At 44.4% G+C, this 18,386-nt stretch carries 16 protein-coding genes and 1 pseudogene; 10 read left to right on the top strand and 7 right to left on the bottom strand.

Annotated features, from left to right (window positions below; translation table 11 throughout):
* The first annotated feature begins 54 nt into the window (after positions 1–54).
* The 3 genes from AK965_RS02110 to AK965_RS02105 all read left to right on the top strand — a co-directional run bounded on the left by AK965_RS02110 (position 55) and on the right by AK965_RS02105 (position 3,742).
* Positions 55–1,485: a hypothetical protein gene (locus tag AK965_RS02110; protein ID WP_172438043.1), complete on the top strand. Its 1,431-nt coding sequence runs from the start codon at positions 55–57 to the stop codon at positions 1,483–1,485.
* A 186-nt stretch (positions 1,486–1,671) separates the two neighbouring features.
* A complete protein-coding gene (locus AK965_RS20380) occupies positions 1,672–1,842 on the top strand; it encodes a hypothetical protein (protein WP_172438042.1) in 171 nt (56 codons plus the stop codon).
* Between the two features lie 163 nt (positions 1,843–2,005).
* Positions 2,006–3,742: an amidohydrolase gene (locus AK965_RS02105; protein WP_099078049.1), complete on the top strand. Its 1,737-nt coding sequence runs from the start codon at positions 2,006–2,008 to the stop codon at positions 3,740–3,742.
* 508 nt (positions 3,743–4,250) lie between these two features.
* On the opposite strand, the gene AK965_RS02100 is transcribed toward AK965_RS02105, so the two are convergent.
* From AK965_RS02100 to AK965_RS02085, 4 genes are all read right to left on the bottom strand, one after another.
* On the bottom strand, positions 4,251–5,891 hold the full coding sequence (locus AK965_RS02100) for an MFS transporter (RefSeq protein ID WP_099078048.1): 1,641 nt from the start codon (positions 5,889–5,891) through the stop codon (positions 4,251–4,253).
* An 82-nt stretch (positions 5,892–5,973) separates the two neighbouring features.
* Positions 5,974–7,593, bottom strand: coding sequence for an MFS transporter (locus AK965_RS02095; RefSeq protein ID WP_099078047.1), 1,620 nt, complete (start codon positions 7,591–7,593; stop codon positions 5,974–5,976).
* A gap of 169 nt (positions 7,594–7,762) precedes the next feature.
* Entirely contained in the window at positions 7,763–8,245 is a 483-nt protein-coding gene (locus AK965_RS02090; RefSeq protein WP_099078046.1) for a hypothetical protein, read from the bottom strand.
* Entirely contained in the window at positions 8,224–8,922 is a 699-nt protein-coding gene (locus tag AK965_RS02085) for a winged helix-turn-helix domain-containing protein (RefSeq protein ID WP_099078045.1), read from the bottom strand. The genes AK965_RS02090 and AK965_RS02085 overlap by 22 nt, the downstream gene beginning before the upstream one ends.
* 403 nt (positions 8,923–9,325) lie before the next feature.
* On the opposite strand from AK965_RS02085, the gene AK965_RS02075 reads away from it, so the two are divergent.
* Positions 9,326–10,144: a hypothetical protein gene (locus AK965_RS02075; RefSeq protein WP_099078043.1), complete on the top strand. Its 819-nt coding sequence runs from the start codon at positions 9,326–9,328 to the stop codon at positions 10,142–10,144.
* Between the two features lie 108 nt (positions 10,145–10,252).
* Here AK965_RS02075 and AK965_RS02070 read toward each other — a convergent pair whose 3' ends face one another.
* Positions 10,253–10,621, bottom strand: coding sequence for a hypothetical protein (locus AK965_RS02070; protein ID WP_253252650.1), 369 nt, complete (start codon positions 10,619–10,621; stop codon positions 10,253–10,255).
* Between AK965_RS02070 and AK965_RS02065 the strand changes: the two are divergent.
* Positions 10,519–10,752, top strand: a pseudogene (locus tag AK965_RS02065) (L-2-hydroxyglutarate oxidase); the annotation flags it as partial. The gene AK965_RS02070 and the pseudogene AK965_RS02065 overlap by 103 nt on opposite strands.
* A 40-nt stretch (positions 10,753–10,792) precedes the next feature.
* Here AK965_RS02065 and AK965_RS02060 read toward each other — a convergent pair.
* Entirely contained in the window at positions 10,793–11,725 is a 933-nt protein-coding gene (locus AK965_RS02060; RefSeq protein WP_099078042.1) for a LysR family transcriptional regulator, read from the bottom strand.
* 153 nt (positions 11,726–11,878) lie between these two features.
* Between AK965_RS02060 and AK965_RS02055 the strand changes: the two genes are divergently transcribed.
* A complete protein-coding gene (locus tag AK965_RS02055) occupies positions 11,879–13,330 on the top strand; it encodes an NAD-dependent succinate-semialdehyde dehydrogenase (protein WP_099078143.1) in 1,452 nt (483 codons plus the stop codon).
* A gap of 263 nt (positions 13,331–13,593) precedes the next feature.
* Here the strand turns inward: AK965_RS02055 and AK965_RS02050 are convergent, their stop codons facing one another.
* Positions 13,594–13,860 carry a hypothetical protein gene (locus tag AK965_RS02050; protein ID WP_099078142.1) on the bottom strand — a complete coding sequence of 89 codons (267 nt, stop codon included), beginning with the start codon at positions 13,858–13,860 and terminating at the stop codon, positions 13,594–13,596.
* A 405-nt stretch (positions 13,861–14,265) separates the two neighbouring features.
* On the opposite strand from AK965_RS02050, the gene hppD reads away from it, so the two are divergent.
* The 4 genes from hppD to maiA are packed head-to-tail and all read left to right on the top strand — an operon-like array spanning position 14,266 to position 18,197.
* Complete coding sequence (gene hppD, locus AK965_RS02045; RefSeq protein ID WP_099078041.1) at positions 14,266–15,339, top strand: 4-hydroxyphenylpyruvate dioxygenase; 1,074 nt, start codon at positions 14,266–14,268, stop codon at positions 15,337–15,339.
* Complete coding sequence (locus AK965_RS02040; protein WP_099078040.1) at positions 15,332–16,462, top strand: homogentisate 1,2-dioxygenase; 1,131 nt, start codon at positions 15,332–15,334, stop codon at positions 16,460–16,462. Before hppD ends, AK965_RS02040 begins: the two co-directional genes overlap by 8 nt.
* 9 nt (positions 16,463–16,471) lie before the next feature.
* Positions 16,472–17,509 (top strand): fumarylacetoacetate hydrolase family protein, encoded by a 1,038-nt coding sequence (locus tag AK965_RS02035; RefSeq protein WP_099078039.1) that lies wholly within the window; start codon positions 16,472–16,474, stop codon positions 17,507–17,509.
* A 19-nt stretch (positions 17,510–17,528) separates the two neighbouring features.
* The gene (gene maiA, locus AK965_RS02030) at positions 17,529–18,197 is read left to right on the top strand and encodes a maleylacetoacetate isomerase (protein ID WP_099078038.1); all 669 of its coding nucleotides are present in this window, start codon (positions 17,529–17,531) and stop codon (positions 18,195–18,197) included.
* Positions 18,198–18,386: the final 189 nt, after the last annotated feature.

Here is an 18,386-nt window from a genome sequence, read left to right as displayed (position 1 = left end):
TACCAAGGTCGTTTGGACAAAAATTAATATAATGTACGGTGAAAGGTTATGAACGTGCGTAAACTCACTTTATTGAGTTCTCTAGTTTCAGTGTTAGTTGGTTGTGGAGGTGGAAGTAGCAGTGATGGTGATTCTGGTCAATCTCTTCTTTTAAAAGGCAAAGCGATAGATGGCTATATTGTTGGTGCAACCGTCTTTTTGGATTTGAACTTGAACAATCAGCTTGATGCGAATGAGCCAAATGTGAAAACACAGGGTGAGGGCGATTTTGAACTTAGTATTCCTAGTAAGTATCAACAGTGTGCCCAATATGTTCCTTTAGTGGTTGACGTGCCGGAGGGTGCTATTGATACTGACACTCCAGAAACGCCAATTGAAGAAGCGTATCAAATGGTGTTCCCTCCACAGTTTGCACTCACAACGGATCAAGATTTACTGAACTTGACGCCATTGACGTCCGTTGTTTGGAAGCAAGTGGAGCAAGAGCTTCGTAGCCAGCAATCAAATGGACTATCTTGTGATTCTATTCTTAAAGAGGAAGCGCTACGAACGGATATTTCACAGCGCTTAAAAGAGCAAGAGTTCCGAGTAGCACGGCGCTACAACGTGACTGTTAATGAGTTGTACGGTGATTATGTTGCTAGTGGTGACACGGCTCTGCATGAGTTAGCAAAAGCGTTGGTTCCGGGATTACAAAAATCTTATACCGAAACAAAGCAACTTATTGATGCGAATCCTGAAGCGGATTTTGCTTGGGTTGAGTACTTTTTGGGTAAATTCCACGATCAAAGCGAACAATACGATGAAAAATGGTATCGATATGAGTTTGTTCAGGTATCAAATGGCAACAATCGTTCAGAAACCTATGTAATGTCAGATGATTTGGAAACTGAGCTATTTCTTTTCGACAAACACCAAATGCAAACAATTCAACGTAATGGTGTAAACATTGAAAACAATGTTGCCATACAGAAGACTGAGTATGACTCAGGATATTCCTGTAATCGAGATGAGTGGCTAGAAACGTTATTGGATGATTCATCAGGTGTTCGTAACAGCGTGTTTGGAAATGCACAAAGTTGGGGCGAGTGTTTAACTATTACAGGGAATTTTGGTCAGTATCTCGTGACGAAGAACTATCGTAATGGTGACTTGGTTAGTTATACATCACATTCATATTTCGATGGAAAAGATAGTGGTTTTGGTCATTTAGTTGGAATGACAGATGTGATCGATCAAACTGATTTAACTCCAATTAGGGGGAAAATTGATACCAATTTTTACAGCGAAGAAGGACACGAAGCTGATTCGTGGATGCGAGTAAAAAATGAATTTGGCAAGAACTTAAATGAGCCATCTCAGATTATGACGATTCATAATAGTGATGGGCGTTGGGAGCGTCTTACCAACTACCGTGATGGTACGTTTAAAGAAGAGTGTGGCGATTCTGAAGAAAGTTTATCAGTAGAGAGCTGTACAAAGTAAATAGAGTCACTAATTTCGCAAGAAATACCCAGCAACGCTGGGTATTTTTATATTTTTTATAAAGAAAAAAGTTAGAACAAAATAAATAACAATAAATGAGAAATTGTTTAAGAGAGGCACTTATCAATATATGAAAGGACTAAGCAGCCTATAACTAGTACTCAATCAACCAATGAGGGGTGCGCTATGGGTTTTTACACAAGAATACTGATTTATGTCCTGCTGATATTTGTATTGGCGAGTGCCATCATCTATAGCGTAGTTGATATTAGAAAGGAGCAATCTGAAGCAGCTGAAAATCCGATAGGAAGCTTTGAAGTGCATCTATTTTTTGACCAGCAACAAAACTATCGTTAGCTAAAAAATTTAATAAATTCAATGGATTGATGTTTTTTTAGTTGCGAATTTTGTTTGATAATTTTATTTCACTTTTAAATTCTCGAAAGCATCGATGGTTTGAGGCAGTTTGAAAGGGTACACAAAAAAACAAACACGTATCCTACATGTTCGGAGTTTCATTATGACAACAAAAACAGTTCTTAACCCTGGTCTTGAGTACAGCAACGAAGCCGTCTTATATACGGGCCATTTTATTACGGTTAACGAAGACCAACCAAAAGCGCATGCTGTGGTCGTGCAAAGTGGGAAAATACTTTTTACGGGCACTAAAGATCAGGCTGAAACATTCCTAAATACGGAAAATATCTCTTACCGTCATGACGCTCAATTTGAAGGGAAAACGATTGTTCCGGGCTTCATTGAAGCACACATGCACCCACTGATGGCGGCGCTGTTTACTGGCATGTTCGAGTATGGCGGCCAGTATGATCGCTTAGGTGTTGGTGGCAAATTACTAAAAGGCTGCTCAACGGAAGAGACGTTAAAAGCTCGCATCAAAGAATTAAAACAAGAGCATGATAATGCAGGGAAAACAGGTGACTGGCTTAACCTTTGGGGTCTTGACCCCTTGTTGATGACAGATGGCTCCATAGTCAACCGTGATTTCCTTGATTCAGTAGTTGATGACTCTCCAGTCTTTTTCATGCATGCGAGTTGCCATTTAGCAACAATGAATTCGCAAGCAATCGAAAAAGTAGGGTACAGCTTAGATGATGATCCAGAGTTTATTCTCCGTGAAAACGGTCGACTAACGGGTGACATTGCAGAGATGAAAGATCTGTATCGCGCACTGAATGTTGGCGCATTTAACTATGGCACTGATCCTGCGGTTATCGGCAAAACACTGATTGATTACGCGAACATTGCCCATTCACTCGGCGTAACGACCGTTGCTGATTGTGGTATGGGTATTCCATCTAACCCTTATCCACTGTACCAAGCACTCAGTGCAAATCCAGCATTTAAACTTCGTGTTACTGCATACCCACTTGTTGGCGTATTCAGCGTAGATGAAGTGAATGCAATGAAAGCAGAGAACAATGATCGCTTAAGCATTGGCAGCGTTAAGTACGTGAATACCGACGGCTCAATTCAAGGGTTTACCGCGAACTTGCTAGACGGTCAGACATTCTATAATGGCAAGCCAAGCACATCACTGACTCGTGACATTGAAGAGATCTATGAGGCTTCTCTTCCTTTCCATAAGGCGGGTTACAACATCTCTTTCCACTGTAACGGCAATGGTACAACAGAAAAACTGTTAGACCTTATCGAGCGTATGCAAAAAGACACGTCAATGCCAAATGCACGTCACTGCCTAGAGCACAATCAAATGGTGACTGACGAACAAATGGACCGCATGAAAGCGCTAGGGGTTTGTCACAACCTATTTGGTACACATGTACCGGTGTGGGGGGATGTGCATGCCACTCAAACCGTGGGGCCTGAGCTTGTTAAGCGTTTGAACCCATTCCAAACGTCTGCGAAAAAAGGCATTCCGTTTTCTATCCACTGTGATGACGGTGTGACACAGGTTAACCCATTATTTATGATGTGGGGCGCGATGAATCGTAAATGCATATTCTCTGGCAATGTGTATGGTGAAGAAGAGTGCTTGACCGCAGAGCAAGCACTGCATGCGGTAACACTAGGTGCTGCATACCTAATGGGGCATGAAGACAACAAAGGTTCGATTGCACCAGGAAAACTGGCTGATTTCGCAGTACTAGATGCAGATCCTTTGAATACGCCTAAAGAGCAGATCAAAGACATTCACGTTCATGCAACGGTATTGGGCGGTGAAGTGACAGTACACCCACGTATAGCAACGTCAGTGAAAGAAACAGAAATGGCTTAACACCAACATAAACGCACTTTCACTTAACTCAAAGAGCACGCACAGTGCTCTTTTTTTATGTCTGTTAAAAGGCTTAGTCAGAAACTAAGGTCAAAGGCCCGGAGATGGAAGCGACATGCTCTAGCGAGGAAGCTAAGGTGAGCCCAATTGGTATTGGTAAGTGGTCGGATTATTGTGCACGAAAACATGCTTAGAGAAGGTGTTAATGGTGATCACTTACGGCGCTAAAGGTAGAGTACTTGCCCGACCAATAGTGAAATACAGCGCGCTATGATTTTACGTCACAGCAAAGCGCAATACCCATATGGCGTGATGTGCGTTGAGACGTAATTTTGTCCCGTTCACGCAATGGCACTTTACTGCGTTGTTCTTCCCTGATTGTTTGCGTCAGCGGCTGTTAGAGATAGAACCGACAGAATGCGCTGAATATAGCACCTTGAAGTTATTTGGGCGTCAGTGTGAAAGAGAGACTTTAGGCCAACCATGGGAGGCTGGCCTATGATGCTAGTTACTTTAAAGGTAGGGCTTGTTTAAGTGGCAGGGGAAGAGGGGTAATGCTTGACTTATGTATTCTGGTGCTCATGTATCCGCCGATCAGCGCTAGTAGCGCGAGAGTCATCATCGCAAGGTTAAAGCCGAGCACTCTTGCATTGGCATTCGCTTTCAATAGGTAACTCGCTTGATGGTTATCGAGTTGGTAACGGTCAATTAAAATATCGACCCTCGCATTGTCAATATACGGAACATGGGAGACTTGCTTTAAGTCGGACACAAACGAAGTTGGGTAGTATGTGGAAATTTCTTGATTGGAGCGAATACTGTTATCCACCGCCCACTGATTTATTCCCCCAAACAGACTTATCCCAAGCACTAGGCCAATGTTTCTCACCGTTGCTTGTAATCCGCCGGATTGCTCAGCATCACGTTCACCTAATGCATTTGTGATAATTACTGGGCATTGTGACGCCAAGATTCCCATTGATGCGCCAAGAAGTGCCATACCGATATAAAAAGACCCTAAGATTTGGTCACTTTGGCTTGATAAAAGCAATGTCGCGCCAGCGGTAAACATCCCCATAAACGCGATCTGACAGAGTTTTTTAGGTGATTGATGCTTGAAAAACAGTGGAGTGGCGACGGACAAGAAAATCATACACGCAGAGAACAGTAGAATGATGCCACCAGAATGCGCCGAAGAGAGAGAAATTGCGACCTGCAAGTAAGTGACAACAACAAAACTACTGCCGCCCAGTGCGATATACATTAAAGAGAGCACGATAAAACCGGTACGTGATGCACTGTTTATAAACCAACTAATAGGCAGCAGTGCGTATCCATAGGCTCGTTCAAAGCGAATTTGCTGAAATATGAAAATGCCGAATAAGAAGCAGCCAAGTCCTAGTAGAAACAGTGCTGGGCTGATAGGAAAAATAAAGCTAAGCCATGATGGCGTATTCGCGCCATTTAAGACCAATATCGCTCCCCAGTAAGGCATTTTTATTAAGCTAAACGAGATCATTACCGTGCTGATTGCTCCAAGACTCGCACCTAAAATATCAAACTTAGCGGGTTGGTTGGTGTGAATCGGGCGGATACAAAATATCGCCGTCAGTAAACTTAAAAAATAACAAATGGCAATGAGCACGAAAGGCCAGTACCAGTGGGTATTATCGTGTAGCCAACCACTCACCAAAGGGATCAATGCTGCAGCCAGTCCAGTTGCAGCCGCCATTAAACCGAAACCGACCGCTCGGTTTTTACCGGGAAAGTGCGCTACGACAAGGGCGAGAACCGCAGGCAATATTAACGCAGAGGCAATACCGGCAAGTGGTCGTACAAATAAGGAAATGGTCGACATATTGTCGATGGTGATAAAACCAATGGTTGAGATGAGGCCGACAGAGGTGCCTAAAATAAGCAGTCGTCTCCAACCAATGATCAGCCCCAGCGCACTGGCAGATAACATGAAAGCTGCGCCTACAAGCGGTTGGACCGTACCCAAAAATTGAATATTTGAGATATCAGTTTGAAAGAGTTGCACTAATGCCGAAGTGGAAATCGAAAGGTTTGCGACATCGGCTGAGAGTGTGAATTGTGCTAGGCACAGAGCGATGAGCAGCCAGCTCTTATTCTCTTTTGTATTTTCCATAGCGCCTCACTTAGTGACTGAGGAAAGGTAGGGGTTAAAACTAAGAAAGCCCCGGCGTACCCGGGGCGAATAAGAACGTAAACTAGCTCTTCATTAACGATCTCTGGGGGAGTTTAGAACATAGTGCCAAACCACCAAGCATCAGACCGATAAGTGCAAATAGAGCGTAGTGAACAGACTGCAAGCGTGATTCTGCCATTACTTCAATCACAATGCGTTGTTCCTCTTTATCGGCAATCAAGTTTTCCATCAGGTCAACAGCCATCGCATTTGACACAAATGGCAATGAAGGTTGCTCAATAATGATTTGTTTTGTTTCAGCAGACAGAGCCTCATGTTCCGCCACGTTAGACTTAATTGCGCCAGTGAGAGAGAACAGCATAACAGAGCCTAAAATTGCAACGCCGAATGCTTGTCCCACATTACGTGATGTCGCTTGGATGCCGCCAGACTGCTGCGCTTCACGCTCATCAAGCGCTGAAGTAACTACGATGGATGCTTGAGATGCCAATAGACCTGCACCAGTACCAAAAATAGTCAGAGAGATGTATTGCCAGAAGGTGATGCCTTCCGTAGTGAAGCCAAGGAACATGAGCGCAGTACCGGCTGCCGCAATAATAAAGCCTAACTGGCATACGCGTTGACAAGTCCAGTTGGAAAGTTTTGCAGGTGCACCTAAGGAACCGATCATCATACCCAAAGCGAACGCACACAGAGCCATGCCGGAAGAGAACGCGCTCATGCCAGCGACAAGCTGCATGTATGACACGTTAATGAAGCCTGTCGCACCGAATAGCAGGAAGATGGTTGCGCATAGCACTAAACCAACCACGACTTGCGGGTTCTTAACATAAGAAGATGGAAGAAGTGGCGTACCACCTTGTGCTTCAAAGCGACGCTCCCACACCATCAGTGCTTTTAGAATACTAGCGCCAAGCAGAACGGTTGGAATTGCTGGAGATAAGCCAAAGATGCTGAAGTCAGTAAGCGGCGCAACCAGACCCCACTCAGAAATCTTCAGAAGACCGGTTACAAAACAAAGCAAGCCAATACCCGCGAGTGCAATGCCGACCGTATCCAGTTTGCCTTTAAATGGGCTAGCGTCAAGCGTAGGTAGTTTCATGCTGCCAAACATAACCAGTAAGCAGTAAACGCCCAAGCCCATAAACGCCACACGGAAACTGGCAACATCAAGGATGAACCCGAAGAGCAGTGGAGTGATAGCACTGGCAAGACCGACTAATGCGGCAATGGCGGAGAATGCGATCGCTTGGTCTTTACCTTTATAGATACCAGCAACATTTGCCAGCACAGCAGGGATTAGCAAACAAGCACCTAAACCAGCGCCAACGCGTGCGCCGTAGTTCAAGATTTCCATATTCGGTGCGAAAGCTGCCCCAAAGGAAGCGGCAGCTAGCATGCCAGCGCCGATGACCATTTGGCGTTTCCAGCCAATAATAAGACCGATCAGACCACCTGCTATCATGCCAGCACCAGCGATAAGCGGGTACATAGCATTGGCCATTTGAATTTGTGGCATAGTCGCCCCGTGAAGCGCGATGAGCGCATCTGTAGAAATCGCTAAGCCTGAGTTATCTGCCATTGTTGAAAACTGGGCAGCAAGAAGAACAATCAGAGGGAACCATTTGGCTAGCCCTGATTTTTCTTCCTGTTTAGGAAGGGTAGAAGCGGATACCGTCATAGTAGATACCTTTTGGTTGAAGAGCAAAAGCTCACGTCGTTATAATTATGAATTAATCATCACCGTTATTTAACCGCGTGTGGTTGCTTTCGCTCCAACCAAAAAAAGTATCTTTAGAAGAAAAAAAATTGTATTTGTAAATTAATAGGTAAAAAAAGCTAAAATCACTCTAACCATCTGACTTTCTTGTTAAAATATAAGATACGTCTATTCCATTACTTTGCTGGACATCGAGGAAAATTCGCCCTTCATCCAGTCGCCATGTATTCAATCGAAGTAACGTACCCCCTATAGGGACGTCTAACTTGGTATTTTCGATGAACGCTTCAAGTCCTTCCACATGCCGGTTCTCAATATCGAAATGAGCGCTGATATGTTCACGTTGACGCATCACTAAGGTTCCGTCGTAGGTGTAGCTGAATTCTTTGTATTGGTTGTGAATGGAAAGGCGAATTTCCCCGCCTTTGATCAGTAGGAAAGCACTACTGTCGATCTTTTTGTCATTGATATAGATCGCACCTTCACCTTGCCATCCACCTTCATATACCCGAAATGGGTCATTCAAAACGTAATAGGTTTTAGTGCCAAGCAAACACGAAAGGACAATCACCAAGGCGAGTATTAATAATTTCAAAAGTCGACTTTTTGGCACTTCAATACTCCTTCTATTTGAGAACACACGCGATAAAAGGCGTCTTGTTTGACTACATATTTGACGGGCCCAACGGAGTCGAGCTGCAGCGTCTCTAGCTCGTCAGGCGTAGCATCAAACAAAACCCAGTGTTTTCCTTGCTGGTGGCTGACTCGAGAAGGTTCAGTAACGAAGAGACCAGAGGCGGAGAGGGCAAACGATGCAATTCCGACGGCGATTGTTAGCGTAAAAAAACGCAGCGATGGTAAGTGATGAATACTTAAAGTAGCGTCGGTATTTGTTACGTTTTCCGCGTTATCTGCCGAGATTTGCGTTTGTGCTTCAACACGCACTGTCGCCTCTTTGCACTCATCGAGTTGAGGAGCGACAGAAAGCACATAACCTTGCTTGGGGATGGTTCTAATAAGATTACGCTCAACGTCTTGCAGCGAAAACCTAAGCGCTTTGACGGTTTGGTTTATGGTTGCGTTGGTTGCGTAAGAATCTTTCCATAGTGTCTCTTCAATGGATGCGCGAGACAGAACGTCAGGAAACGTCTTAATCAACTCATGAAGCAAGTTGGCTTCTCTAGCGCGTAGTCGAGATAAGTCTCCTTGTTTTTCAATCACTCCGGAAGTGGGTGAAAAGGATATATCACCGATTTTATATACCGGTGGCTCCAAGGATAGATTCGTCATTTTATGTTCTCTTCATCATTGTTACGCAAAATATGCTAACCGAGAACCATGATTGGAGCATTTGATCCACGGCAATAAATTCTTTGCATCAAAATGCAAAAAGCCAAAAATGAGGATTGGGTCATTTGGCTATTCAATAATAAGTGACAATAAATATAGTGAAATTTTTATGGTCAATATTTCCGTACTATCGATTAGTTGGTGGCATGGCTCTTGTGGCGAGAAGTCTTTCAAAAAAATAAGGTTAATTAACCAGTTAGTTACTACATGCGGTGTGAATATTTTTTTTCATTTATTGTTCTTTTATTTTGTTATCGAAGTCAGGTGGTTTTCCCTAGAGTGGTTTGGAATTTGGCTCGTTGAAGCCAAGAACCAATAACGCACACACAATAGGTTTTTGACCATGATTAATTATAAAAATATAACATTAAGTAGTGCACTTATACTCTTTACTTCCAATGTATTTGCAGATGAACACATTAGCCCTGAAGATGCGCCGGATCCAGGTGACCATACCAAAGTCTCTTCTGTGTTGAACATCACTTACGGTAAACAAAGTTTTACTGAAGAAGATAACGATTTTGTTCAAATTCAAGGCCAGATGTCTGGCGGGAAAAGTAATGGCAATCTGTTTTTGGGGCAGTTAACCGTTCAGGGCCAGGAGAATGGCAAAGTTGGTAGCGACGATTTTAATTTGTCACAAGTACGCGCAAGGTACTTTGAAGTTACCCATACAGAGTGGCAGCATGCCCCAATGGCTGGTATATCACTTGATTATATTGAAACCAGTTTTACGGACGCGATATCGGATCGACTGTTTGCGGTAGGCGGTTTGATTCGTGTCGACACCCCATTTAAAAACTGGTTATCTTTTCCAATTTTGGCGGGGGCGGTCGGGCAAAATAACAGTACTTACAGCCGACTGGGCTTAGTGGATGATTACACTTGGGGCGTGCAGTTCAATTTCTTAAACTCCATTTATCTGCATAAAAATGGTACGCACGTGCAAATCAACCCGCAATTTAGTTCATTAGACTTTGGTGGGGAGGTTGGCACAATCAATCAGTTGCAATTGGATCTTGCGTTTCAGACCCCATTTACAGGCGACCGCAAGCATTGGGGTAAAGTCACGTATACCGAGTATTTTGATGACGCCGAGCAAAGCTTTGGGCACAACAGGCAGGGAACGGAGCTGAAGTTTACTTATAGTTATTACTTCTAAGTTCTGTGCGAATGGCATGAATTAATGAAAGAGGCGGTCAATTTGACCGCCTCTTTGCATATCACGGTAGGACATACGATTAAGCAGGAATGTCTTTCGCGACTTGCTCTAGTGTTTCCACAATGACATCAATGTGCTCTTTTTTAATAACAAGCGGGGGGATAGGGCAATGGTGTTGCCCATACTACGAACCATTACGCCTTTGTCATAGCACTGTTTTTGGATATCGAAACCTATTGGTTTTCCATGAGAAGCATCGGAAAATTGAACGGCACCAATTAACCCGTCATTTCGAATGTCCACAATCGAGTCGATACCTTTTAGAGAATGCAAGCCTTCCTGGAAGTACTGGCCAATCTCACCTTTTATCCATAATTCAGTTAGAAGACTTAGAGCCTTACCCGGCGGGGATCCGAGCTCAAGCAGTACTAAAAGATGGTACGTTAGTGCACGACTTTTTGTTTGCCGAAAGTGCACGCAGTCTTCACGTTTGTAATGCGCCGTCCCCAGCCGCAACCTCTGCGATTCCAATTGGTGGCTACATTTGTGACAAAATAGCTGAAAAGCAACAGCTACCAACTTCTATGAAGATTGCAGATGTCGCTTAGCTAGCATCCCCTCCTTCTAGCAAAGGAGGGACGATGAACATTACTGATTTTGTTGTTGATAAAAATTTCGCATCGTTTTAATAAATAGGGAGCGAATTTTATTCACAGCGATGGTCTTCTTTGTTATCGCCATGACTTCCAAGCGATAGTAACGATGCTCGGGTGTGATGGCGATCAACTCTCCAGTTTCTACGTATGGCTTTGCATAACGCTCTGGTAAATAGCCGATATAACGAGAGGATAGTAGCAACGCCAGTCGTGATTCATAATTGTAGGCCGTCGCTTTTAAGTTCATGTTCGCTAAATGACCATTGATCTTCTCTTGTGTTTTCATTCCAGCGTATACCACCGGAAATTCGTTAATGACTTCATCCGTCAGTTTTTCATCAGACAAAGTGGCTAACGGATTGTCTTTGCTGCAATAGAGATAGCATATATCAGTATAGATATGATCGTATTCTAACCCTTCTAACTCCCTGTGATAGGGAATAAACCCAATATCTGCCTCTTCTTGCATAACCATTCTTTCAATTTCTGTCATCCTCGCGACTTCGGCAGTCAGATATACTTCCTGGGCTAGCTTAGCGAACTTTCGAATCACCAACGGCATGCCAGCACGAGGGTCAAGGCTGATAGTATCACTAAATAAAACAGTCAAATTACCAGAAAGTTGAATGTCTAAATGGTTAATTGTATTTCTGAAATCTTCGAGTTCCCCTAACAGCTTTACGGTCGCTTCATACACCACAATCCCTTCCTCAGTTAAGGCAAAACCTGCGCGGCCGCGCCGGCATAACGTTAGGTTAAGCCGTGATTCTAAGTTTGAAATGTGAATGCTGATGGTTGAGCGACTGATGTTTAATTCTGTTTCGGCGGCAGAGAATCCACCGCAATCAGCAACGACTTTGAATATCTTAAGTTGTTTGATTTCGTAGTCGCCGATTTGCCCCACTGGAGAAGGGTTTTTTGTCATTGTTTTAGCCCCTTAAAACTTCATGTTTAGAGAACAATACTTATCTCGGCTGAATGTTTGTTATTATTTTGTTGTATAAAAGGGTGATTATGCGTAACTTTTAATCACAAATCTTTGAAGTTGCTAATATTTCTAACAGAGGGTGATTGAATGATGGCAGAGTTAAGTTTGGTATTTTCCCAAGGCTATATAGATGGTGAGTGGGTAGACGCAAAAAGTGGGCAGCAAGTTAATGTCGTAAACCCAGCAACAGGCACTGTGATCACACAAGTTCCGGACATGGGAGCGGAAGATGCAGAATCAGCAGTACAGTCTGCTCATCACGCTTTTTTATCTTGGAAGAAAACCAGCGGCAAGGAACGCGCAAACTTACTTAGAAAATGGTTTGAACTCATCGTATCAAATGCAGAGTCTTTAGCCGTGCTATTAACGAGCGAGCAAGGTAAGCCTTACAAAGAGTCTTACGGTGAAGTCATGTATGGCGCGTCATTCATCGAATGGTTTGGGGAAGAGGCAAAACGAACCTATGGCGATAACATCCCAGCAGCCAAACCAAACAATCGTTATATGACCATTAAGCAACCTGTTGGGGTGGTCGCGGCGATAACGCCTTGGAACTTTCCTATTGCGATGATCACTCGTAAAGTTGGCCCGGCGCTAGCGGCGGGTTGTACGGTTGTCGTGAAACCGGGAGAAGACACACCACTGTGTGCGCTTGCCTTGGCTGCACTCGCTGAGCAAGCTGGAATACCCAAAGGCGTAATTAACGTGGTGACCACGGCTAATCCAGCGGAGGTTGGAGAGGTACTTTGTCGTCATCCTTTGGTGAGAAAAGTCTCGTTTACAGGGTCGACACCAGTAGGGAAATTTATTCTCAGTCAGACCGCTGAAACGGTAAAGAAAGTGTCGATGGAGTTGGGTGGGAATGCGCCGTTTATCGTGTTTGAAGATGCGGATATCGACAAGGCCGTGCAAGGCGCACTGATTTCTAAATATCGTAATGCTGGGCAAACTTGTGTCTGTACCAATCGCTTGTATATTCATGATGCCATTTACGATGAGTTTATGAATCGCTATTCAACGGCGGTGTCGAATTTGGTCGTCGGTAATGGTCTAGATTCAGAGACGGATATTGGACCATTGATTAATGATAGAGCGGTGAAGAAGGTGTCAGGGCTGGTGGCAAGAGCAATAGAGCAAGGTGCAACTCTGACGCTTGGTGGCCAGGTATCTGAGTTTGGCGCGCAGTTCTATCAGCCAACTATTTTGACTGACGTAACCGAGGAAATGGAAGTCGCACATCAAGAGTTGTTTGGTCCCGTAACGACGGTATTCCGATTTACTCAAGAATCTGACGTGATCGAAAGGGCCAACAATACGCCTTATGGGCTAGCCGCTTATTTTTATACGCGTGACCATAGTCGAGTTTGGCGAGTGAGTGAAGCGTTGGAATATGGCATCGTGGGTATTAACGAAGGCATCATTTCGACCGAAGTCGCTCCTTTCGGAGGTGTCAAAGAGTCTGGATGTGGCCGTGAAGGATCTAAGTATGGCATCGATGATTATCTAGAAATCAAATATTTATGTCATGGAATAGATGCCTAACCTCCTAGGTTCAGAAATAGAAACGCCCTTAAGTTTTTTATTCCTAATCATTGTCTTCCGTCGTGATTGTTTCAGCAGCACTTTATGTGCTGCTTTTTTTTGTTTTTGTCGTTAGATAATTTCCGATTAGGTTGATTCTTTATTTGGACAAGCCGAGCTCAATAAAGAGTTCGGCGACTGGTCACCGATTCACGTCCCATTCAAATTTACGCCGATTGGTTCGTAAATTAACGCATGCACAGCGCTTTATGATGGCGTTGGGCTTATTGGTATATTTGTAAGCTAAGCAGCATCTTTCCAATTAGCCACTCAATAGTGTGCTGGCACGGTTGCCCTAACTTTGTGCAAGCGACGGATTCTATTTGTACGTGAAGTTCATGCAAATAGGCACAATGGTGATAGATCCCCGTTTGTTCACTCAACGTGGTGTATGACATCCTTTCGTAGCCAAGCGTAATCAATTGCTCAGTCGCGACATCGAGAATAGTGTTAATGGTGATCTGGGTATTTTCTTGAGTTCGGCGGGCCATATCTATAACCAGTGTGCAAAACGGAAAAGGAACACCATTATTTATAGGTATGCATTCCATATAAGTTAAGGGAAATTGTCCTTACCCTGACATTGAATGTGTTATCAAAGCACAAAAGCGATCATACCCCCCTTAAGTAACAACCACTTTACAATTTAATGGTTCGTGTAAATATCGGTAATGCGTGCTAATACACTGATATAAGGAAGCTGTTGTTGATATGTTTTAGGTAGAAAACGTTGCAATTTGCCGTGTAACATATATTTTACATTTGTCGCCTCAAATCGCGCCAATGTCGATTTTCGTTTATGTATTCCAATTTTTCTCTCGCTGCGCCAAGTTAGAAATATGAATTGAGGACGAAAGTTCAGAGACTCATAAAATGAACGACACGAGGAGATAGTCATGGTTGACACGTATAATCCGCTAGGTACGGATGGATTCGAGTTTGTTGAATACACCGCTGCGTGCAGCGAAGGTATTGAGCAACTAAAAGCATTGTTCATGTCGCTAGGTTTTGCCGAGATCGCTAAACACCGTTCTAAAGAGGCGTGGTTATATCGCCAAGGTAGCATCAGTTTTATTGTGAATGCACAACCGCACAGCCAAGCAGAAGCATTCGCTAAAGTTCATGGGCCTTCTGTTTGTGGTATGGCGTTTCGTGTAAAAGACGCATCGGTTGCGTTAAAGCAAGCATTGGAAAATGGGGGGAAGGAATACAAAACCGAAATTGGCCCGATGGAGTTGAGCATTCCAGCGATTTACGGTATTGGTGAAAGCCTACTGTACTTTGTCGATCGCTACGGTAAACAAAGCATCTATGATGTTGATTTCCGCTTCTACGATGATGCTGACGAGCGTTTGGCAAAAGCAGACGTGGGTTTGTATGAAATTGACCATGTGACTCATAACGTGAAACAAGGCCATATGGATCTGTGGTCTGGTTTTTACGAGCGCATTGGTAACTTCCGTGAAATCCGTTACTTCGACATTGAAGGCAAACTGACTGGCCTTGTCAGCCGTGCAATGACGGCACCGTGTGGCAAAATTCGTATCCCTATTAACGAATCTTCGGATGACAAATCACAGATTGAAGAGTTCATTCGTGAATACAATGGTGAAGGCATTCAACATATCGCGCTAACCACAGACGACATCTATCAGACGGTGCAAACACTACGTGAGCGCGGCATGGAGTTTATGCCGACGCCAGACACGTACTATGAGAAAGTCGACGAACGAGTAAAAGGCCACGAAGAAGACGTGAGTAAACTGCGCGATCTGCGAGTTCTCATTGATGGGGCTCCTACCAAAGATGGCATCTTGCTGCAAATCTTCACCAAAACTGTTATTGGCCCTGTGTTTTTTGAAATCATTCAGCGAAAAGGCAACGAAGGCTTTGGAGAAGGGAATTTCAAAGCATTGTTCGAGTCGATTGAAGAAGACCAAATTCGTCGAGGAGTGCTAAGCGATGCATAAATGGATCACATTTCCTCACCGGGAGGGAGTGTGCTCCAAACAAGCACATGCTGATTTCCCGCAAGAGGCAATTTTTGAGCGAGAAGCAGGACGAAGTGGTTTCTTTGGCCCTGCATCGCACTTTCATCATCAACATGCACCGACTGGTTGGTCTGAGTGGGAAGGGGATTTGCGCCCGCGAGCTTTCGATTTCAACCTGGTGGAAACGGCAAACCAGATCACACCATGGGCAGTACCTCATCTTCTGCATAACGCCAACTGCAAAATTAGAGTGTGGCGAATGGACGATAAAATGGAATTTCTGGTACGTAATGCGGACGGGGATGAGCTGCTTTTTATCCACCAAGGCACTGCGGACCTCTATTGTGATTATGGGCATTTACAGGTGAGTGAAGGGGACTATGTGATGATTCCGCGCTCAACCAATTGGCGGTTAGAGCCAAGTGAACCGATGTTTATCTTGATGATCGAAAATACGGATGCGGCCTATTCACTGCCAGAAAAAGGCATGGTAGGTAATCACGCCGTGTTTGACCCGGCAGTACTAGAAGTGCCATCGATCAATGACCCATTTCGCGCCCAGTATTCAGAGAGTCAAACACAAGTTCAAGTAAAACGACACGATCGAGTTAGTGTGATCACTTATCCCTTTAATCCGTTAGATGCAATTGGTTGGCACGGTGACTTATCGGTAGTGAAAATAAATTGGCGTGACATTCGACCGCTCATGTCGCATCGCTATCACTTACCTCCGTCTGCACATACTACATTTGTAGGAGCAGGTTTTGTTGTGTGTACTTTTGTCCCACGTCCTATTGAAAGTGACCCGGGGGCATTAAAAGTGCCGTTTTACCACAACAATGATGATTACGACGAAGTGTTGTTCTACCACGCAGGGGATTTCTTTAGCCGTGACAATATCGAAGCGGGGATGGTGACGTTTCATCCGGCCGGCTTTACGCACGGACCGCATCCGAAAGCGTTTAAAGCGGGTCGGGAGTACAAGAAGAAGTTTACTGACGAAGTGGCTGTGATGATTGATACCCGCCACGCGCTTGAGTTCTCTAAGGAACTCGACAAGGTAGAAAACAAAGAATACGTCTACAGCTGGCAAGAGAAGTAAGGGACAAGGATGAAATTAGCAACCAAGAAAAATGGCACTCGTGATGGCCAGTTAATGGTCGTGAGCAAAGATTTAACACAGTGTGTCTCTGCGACAGATATTTTCCATGAAATGCACTTAGCGCCCACCATGCAAGTCGCACTGGATAATTGGGATAAAGTGTCGCCTCAATTAGAGGAGCTCTACGCTGCGCTAAATGGTGGCTCAGTCGTAGCCAGTGAAGAGTTTGAATCTCATTATTACGAATCACCTTTGCCTCGCGCTTATCAATGGGCGGATGGCAGCGCTTACGTTAACCACGTCGAGCTGGTTCGTAAAGCCCGCGGTGCAGAAATGCCCGAAAGCTTTTGGACGGATCCTTTGATGTACCAAGGTGGTTCAGATGCATTCATAGGCCCATGTGACAACATAGAGTTTGCCAGTGACGAGTGGGGGATTGATTTTGAAGGTGAAGTGGCAGTCATTACTGGTGATGTGCCAATGGGAGCGAGCATTGCAGAGGCACAGGAGTTGGTTCGTCTAATCATGTTGGTTAACGATGTTTCGCTACGTGGAATTATTCCGGCTGAACTGGCTAAAGGTTTCGGCTTCTTCCAATCTAAACCTTCTTCGGCATTCTCGCCAGTCGCAGTCACACCGGACGAGTTGGGTGACGCATGGTATGAGAATAAGGTGCACTTGCCCTTGGTTTCAACCTATAACGGTAAGCCTTTTGGTCGCCCGAACGCAGGTATTGATATGACATTCGACTTTGCTGATTTGATAGTCCATGCGACAAAAACTCGCCCGTTGTCGGCTGGTGCAATCATCGGTTCTGGCACAGTGTCAAACAAGCAAGGCACTGAATACGGCACATCCATTGAAGAAGGTGGCGTAGGGTACTCATGTATCGCGGAAGTACGGATGATTGAAACCATTCGCGACGGCAAACCGTCTACTGGTTTTATGTCTTTTGGCGATTCAATTAAGCTTGAAATGTTCGATGCGGAAGGTAATAACATTTTTGGCTCAATTAATCAGCAAGTCAGTCAGTATCTTAAACATTGATGAATTGGGCGAGAGAAGAATGAGCGATAACATGACGCTTTACGGCTATTGGCGATCTTCGGCTGCTTATCGGGTTCGCCTTTGTTTGAACTTAAAAAACCTTAAGTATCAATCAAAGTCAGTACATCTCGTACGTAATGGAGGCGAGCAACACAGCGTAGAGTATCACGCTCTCAATCCATCGGAATTAGTCCCAATGCTGGTGGATGGTGAGGTTCGCATCAATCAGTCGCTCGCCATTATTCAGTACCTTGATGAGCGCTATTCCGATACTTCCGTGATTCCCCTGCAGATACCATTACGTTATCAGGCGCTCGCGATGGCGCAGGATATTGCGATGGAGATTCATCCATTAAACAACTTGCGGGTATTGCAGTACTTGGAAGGAAGACTATCTTGTGATCAAGAAATGAAAATAGAATGGATTCATCATTGGATGAAACAAGGCTTCTTGGCATTAGAAGAGAAGCTAGACAAGCATCGACAATTATACGGAGACAGTATCTACAGTGTCACGGATTGGCCTTGTATTGTGGATATCTGTTTGGTGCCGCAAGTCTATAATGCGCTTCGTTTTGGCTTGGATATGTCGCCTTATCCGCTCATCAATTCTATTGTAGAGGCGTGCAATCAACTGCCAGCGTTCATTGATGCCATGCCAGAACATCAATCCGATGCCAACCGCTAACCTGATTTGAGTTATGCAAGGCCTAACCGTGTTCGAATTTTGATTAGGCCGATTGGTACTAGCAAGGCGATGTATCGATAACTTTGGTTCCAGATAAAATAAATTTCGGCAAACTTACCGCTTTCGCATATCCACTGGTGCCAAAAGTGCTTGGTACTCTGTTACCATTCTCGCGCAAATTTATGGTTT

The sequence above is a fragment of the Vibrio sp. PID17_43 genome (assembly GCF_002608565.1).
Lineage (GTDB): Bacteria > Pseudomonadota > Gammaproteobacteria > Enterobacterales > Vibrionaceae > Vibrio.
The sequence above is the reverse complement of the archived record's forward strand: the minus strand, read 5'-3'. Positions and strand labels throughout refer to the sequence as shown.

What these genes read in the sequence shown, in the direction of transcription:
- AK965_RS20380 (WP_172438042.1), top strand. Translation starts at nt 1,672, where the DNA reads ATGGGTTTTTACACAAGAATACTGATTTATGTCCTGCTGATATTTGTA.
- AK965_RS02105 (WP_099078049.1), top strand. Translation starts at nt 2,006, where the DNA reads ATGACAACAAAAACAGTTCTTAACCCTGGTCTTGAGTACAGCAACGAA.
- AK965_RS02100 (WP_099078048.1), bottom strand. Translation starts at nt 5,891, where the DNA reads ATGGAAAATACAAAAGAGAATAAGAGCTGGCTGCTCATCGCTCTGTGC.
- AK965_RS02095 (WP_099078047.1), bottom strand. Translation starts at nt 7,593, where the DNA reads ATGACGGTATCCGCTTCTACCCTTCCTAAACAGGAAGAAAAATCAGGG.
- AK965_RS02085 (WP_099078045.1), bottom strand. Translation starts at nt 8,922, where the DNA reads ATGACGAATCTATCCTTGGAGCCACCGGTATATAAAATCGGTGATATA.
- AK965_RS02075 (WP_099078043.1), top strand. Translation starts at nt 9,326, where the DNA reads ATGATTAATTATAAAAATATAACATTAAGTAGTGCACTTATACTCTTT.
- AK965_RS02060 (WP_099078042.1), bottom strand. Translation starts at nt 11,725, where the DNA reads ATGACAAAAAACCCTTCTCCAGTGGGGCAAATCGGCGACTACGAAATC.
- AK965_RS02055 (WP_099078143.1), top strand. Translation starts at nt 11,879, where the DNA reads ATGGCAGAGTTAAGTTTGGTATTTTCCCAAGGCTATATAGATGGTGAG.
- AK965_RS02050 (WP_099078142.1), bottom strand. Translation starts at nt 13,860, where the DNA reads ATGGCCCGCCGAACTCAAGAAAATACCCAGATCACCATTAACACTATT.
- hppD (WP_099078041.1), top strand. Translation starts at nt 14,266, where the DNA reads ATGGTTGACACGTATAATCCGCTAGGTACGGATGGATTCGAGTTTGTT.
- AK965_RS02040 (WP_099078040.1), top strand. Translation starts at nt 15,332, where the DNA reads ATGCATAAATGGATCACATTTCCTCACCGGGAGGGAGTGTGCTCCAAA.
- AK965_RS02035 (WP_099078039.1), top strand. Translation starts at nt 16,472, where the DNA reads ATGAAATTAGCAACCAAGAAAAATGGCACTCGTGATGGCCAGTTAATG.
- maiA (WP_099078038.1), top strand. Translation starts at nt 17,529, where the DNA reads ATGAGCGATAACATGACGCTTTACGGCTATTGGCGATCTTCGGCTGCT.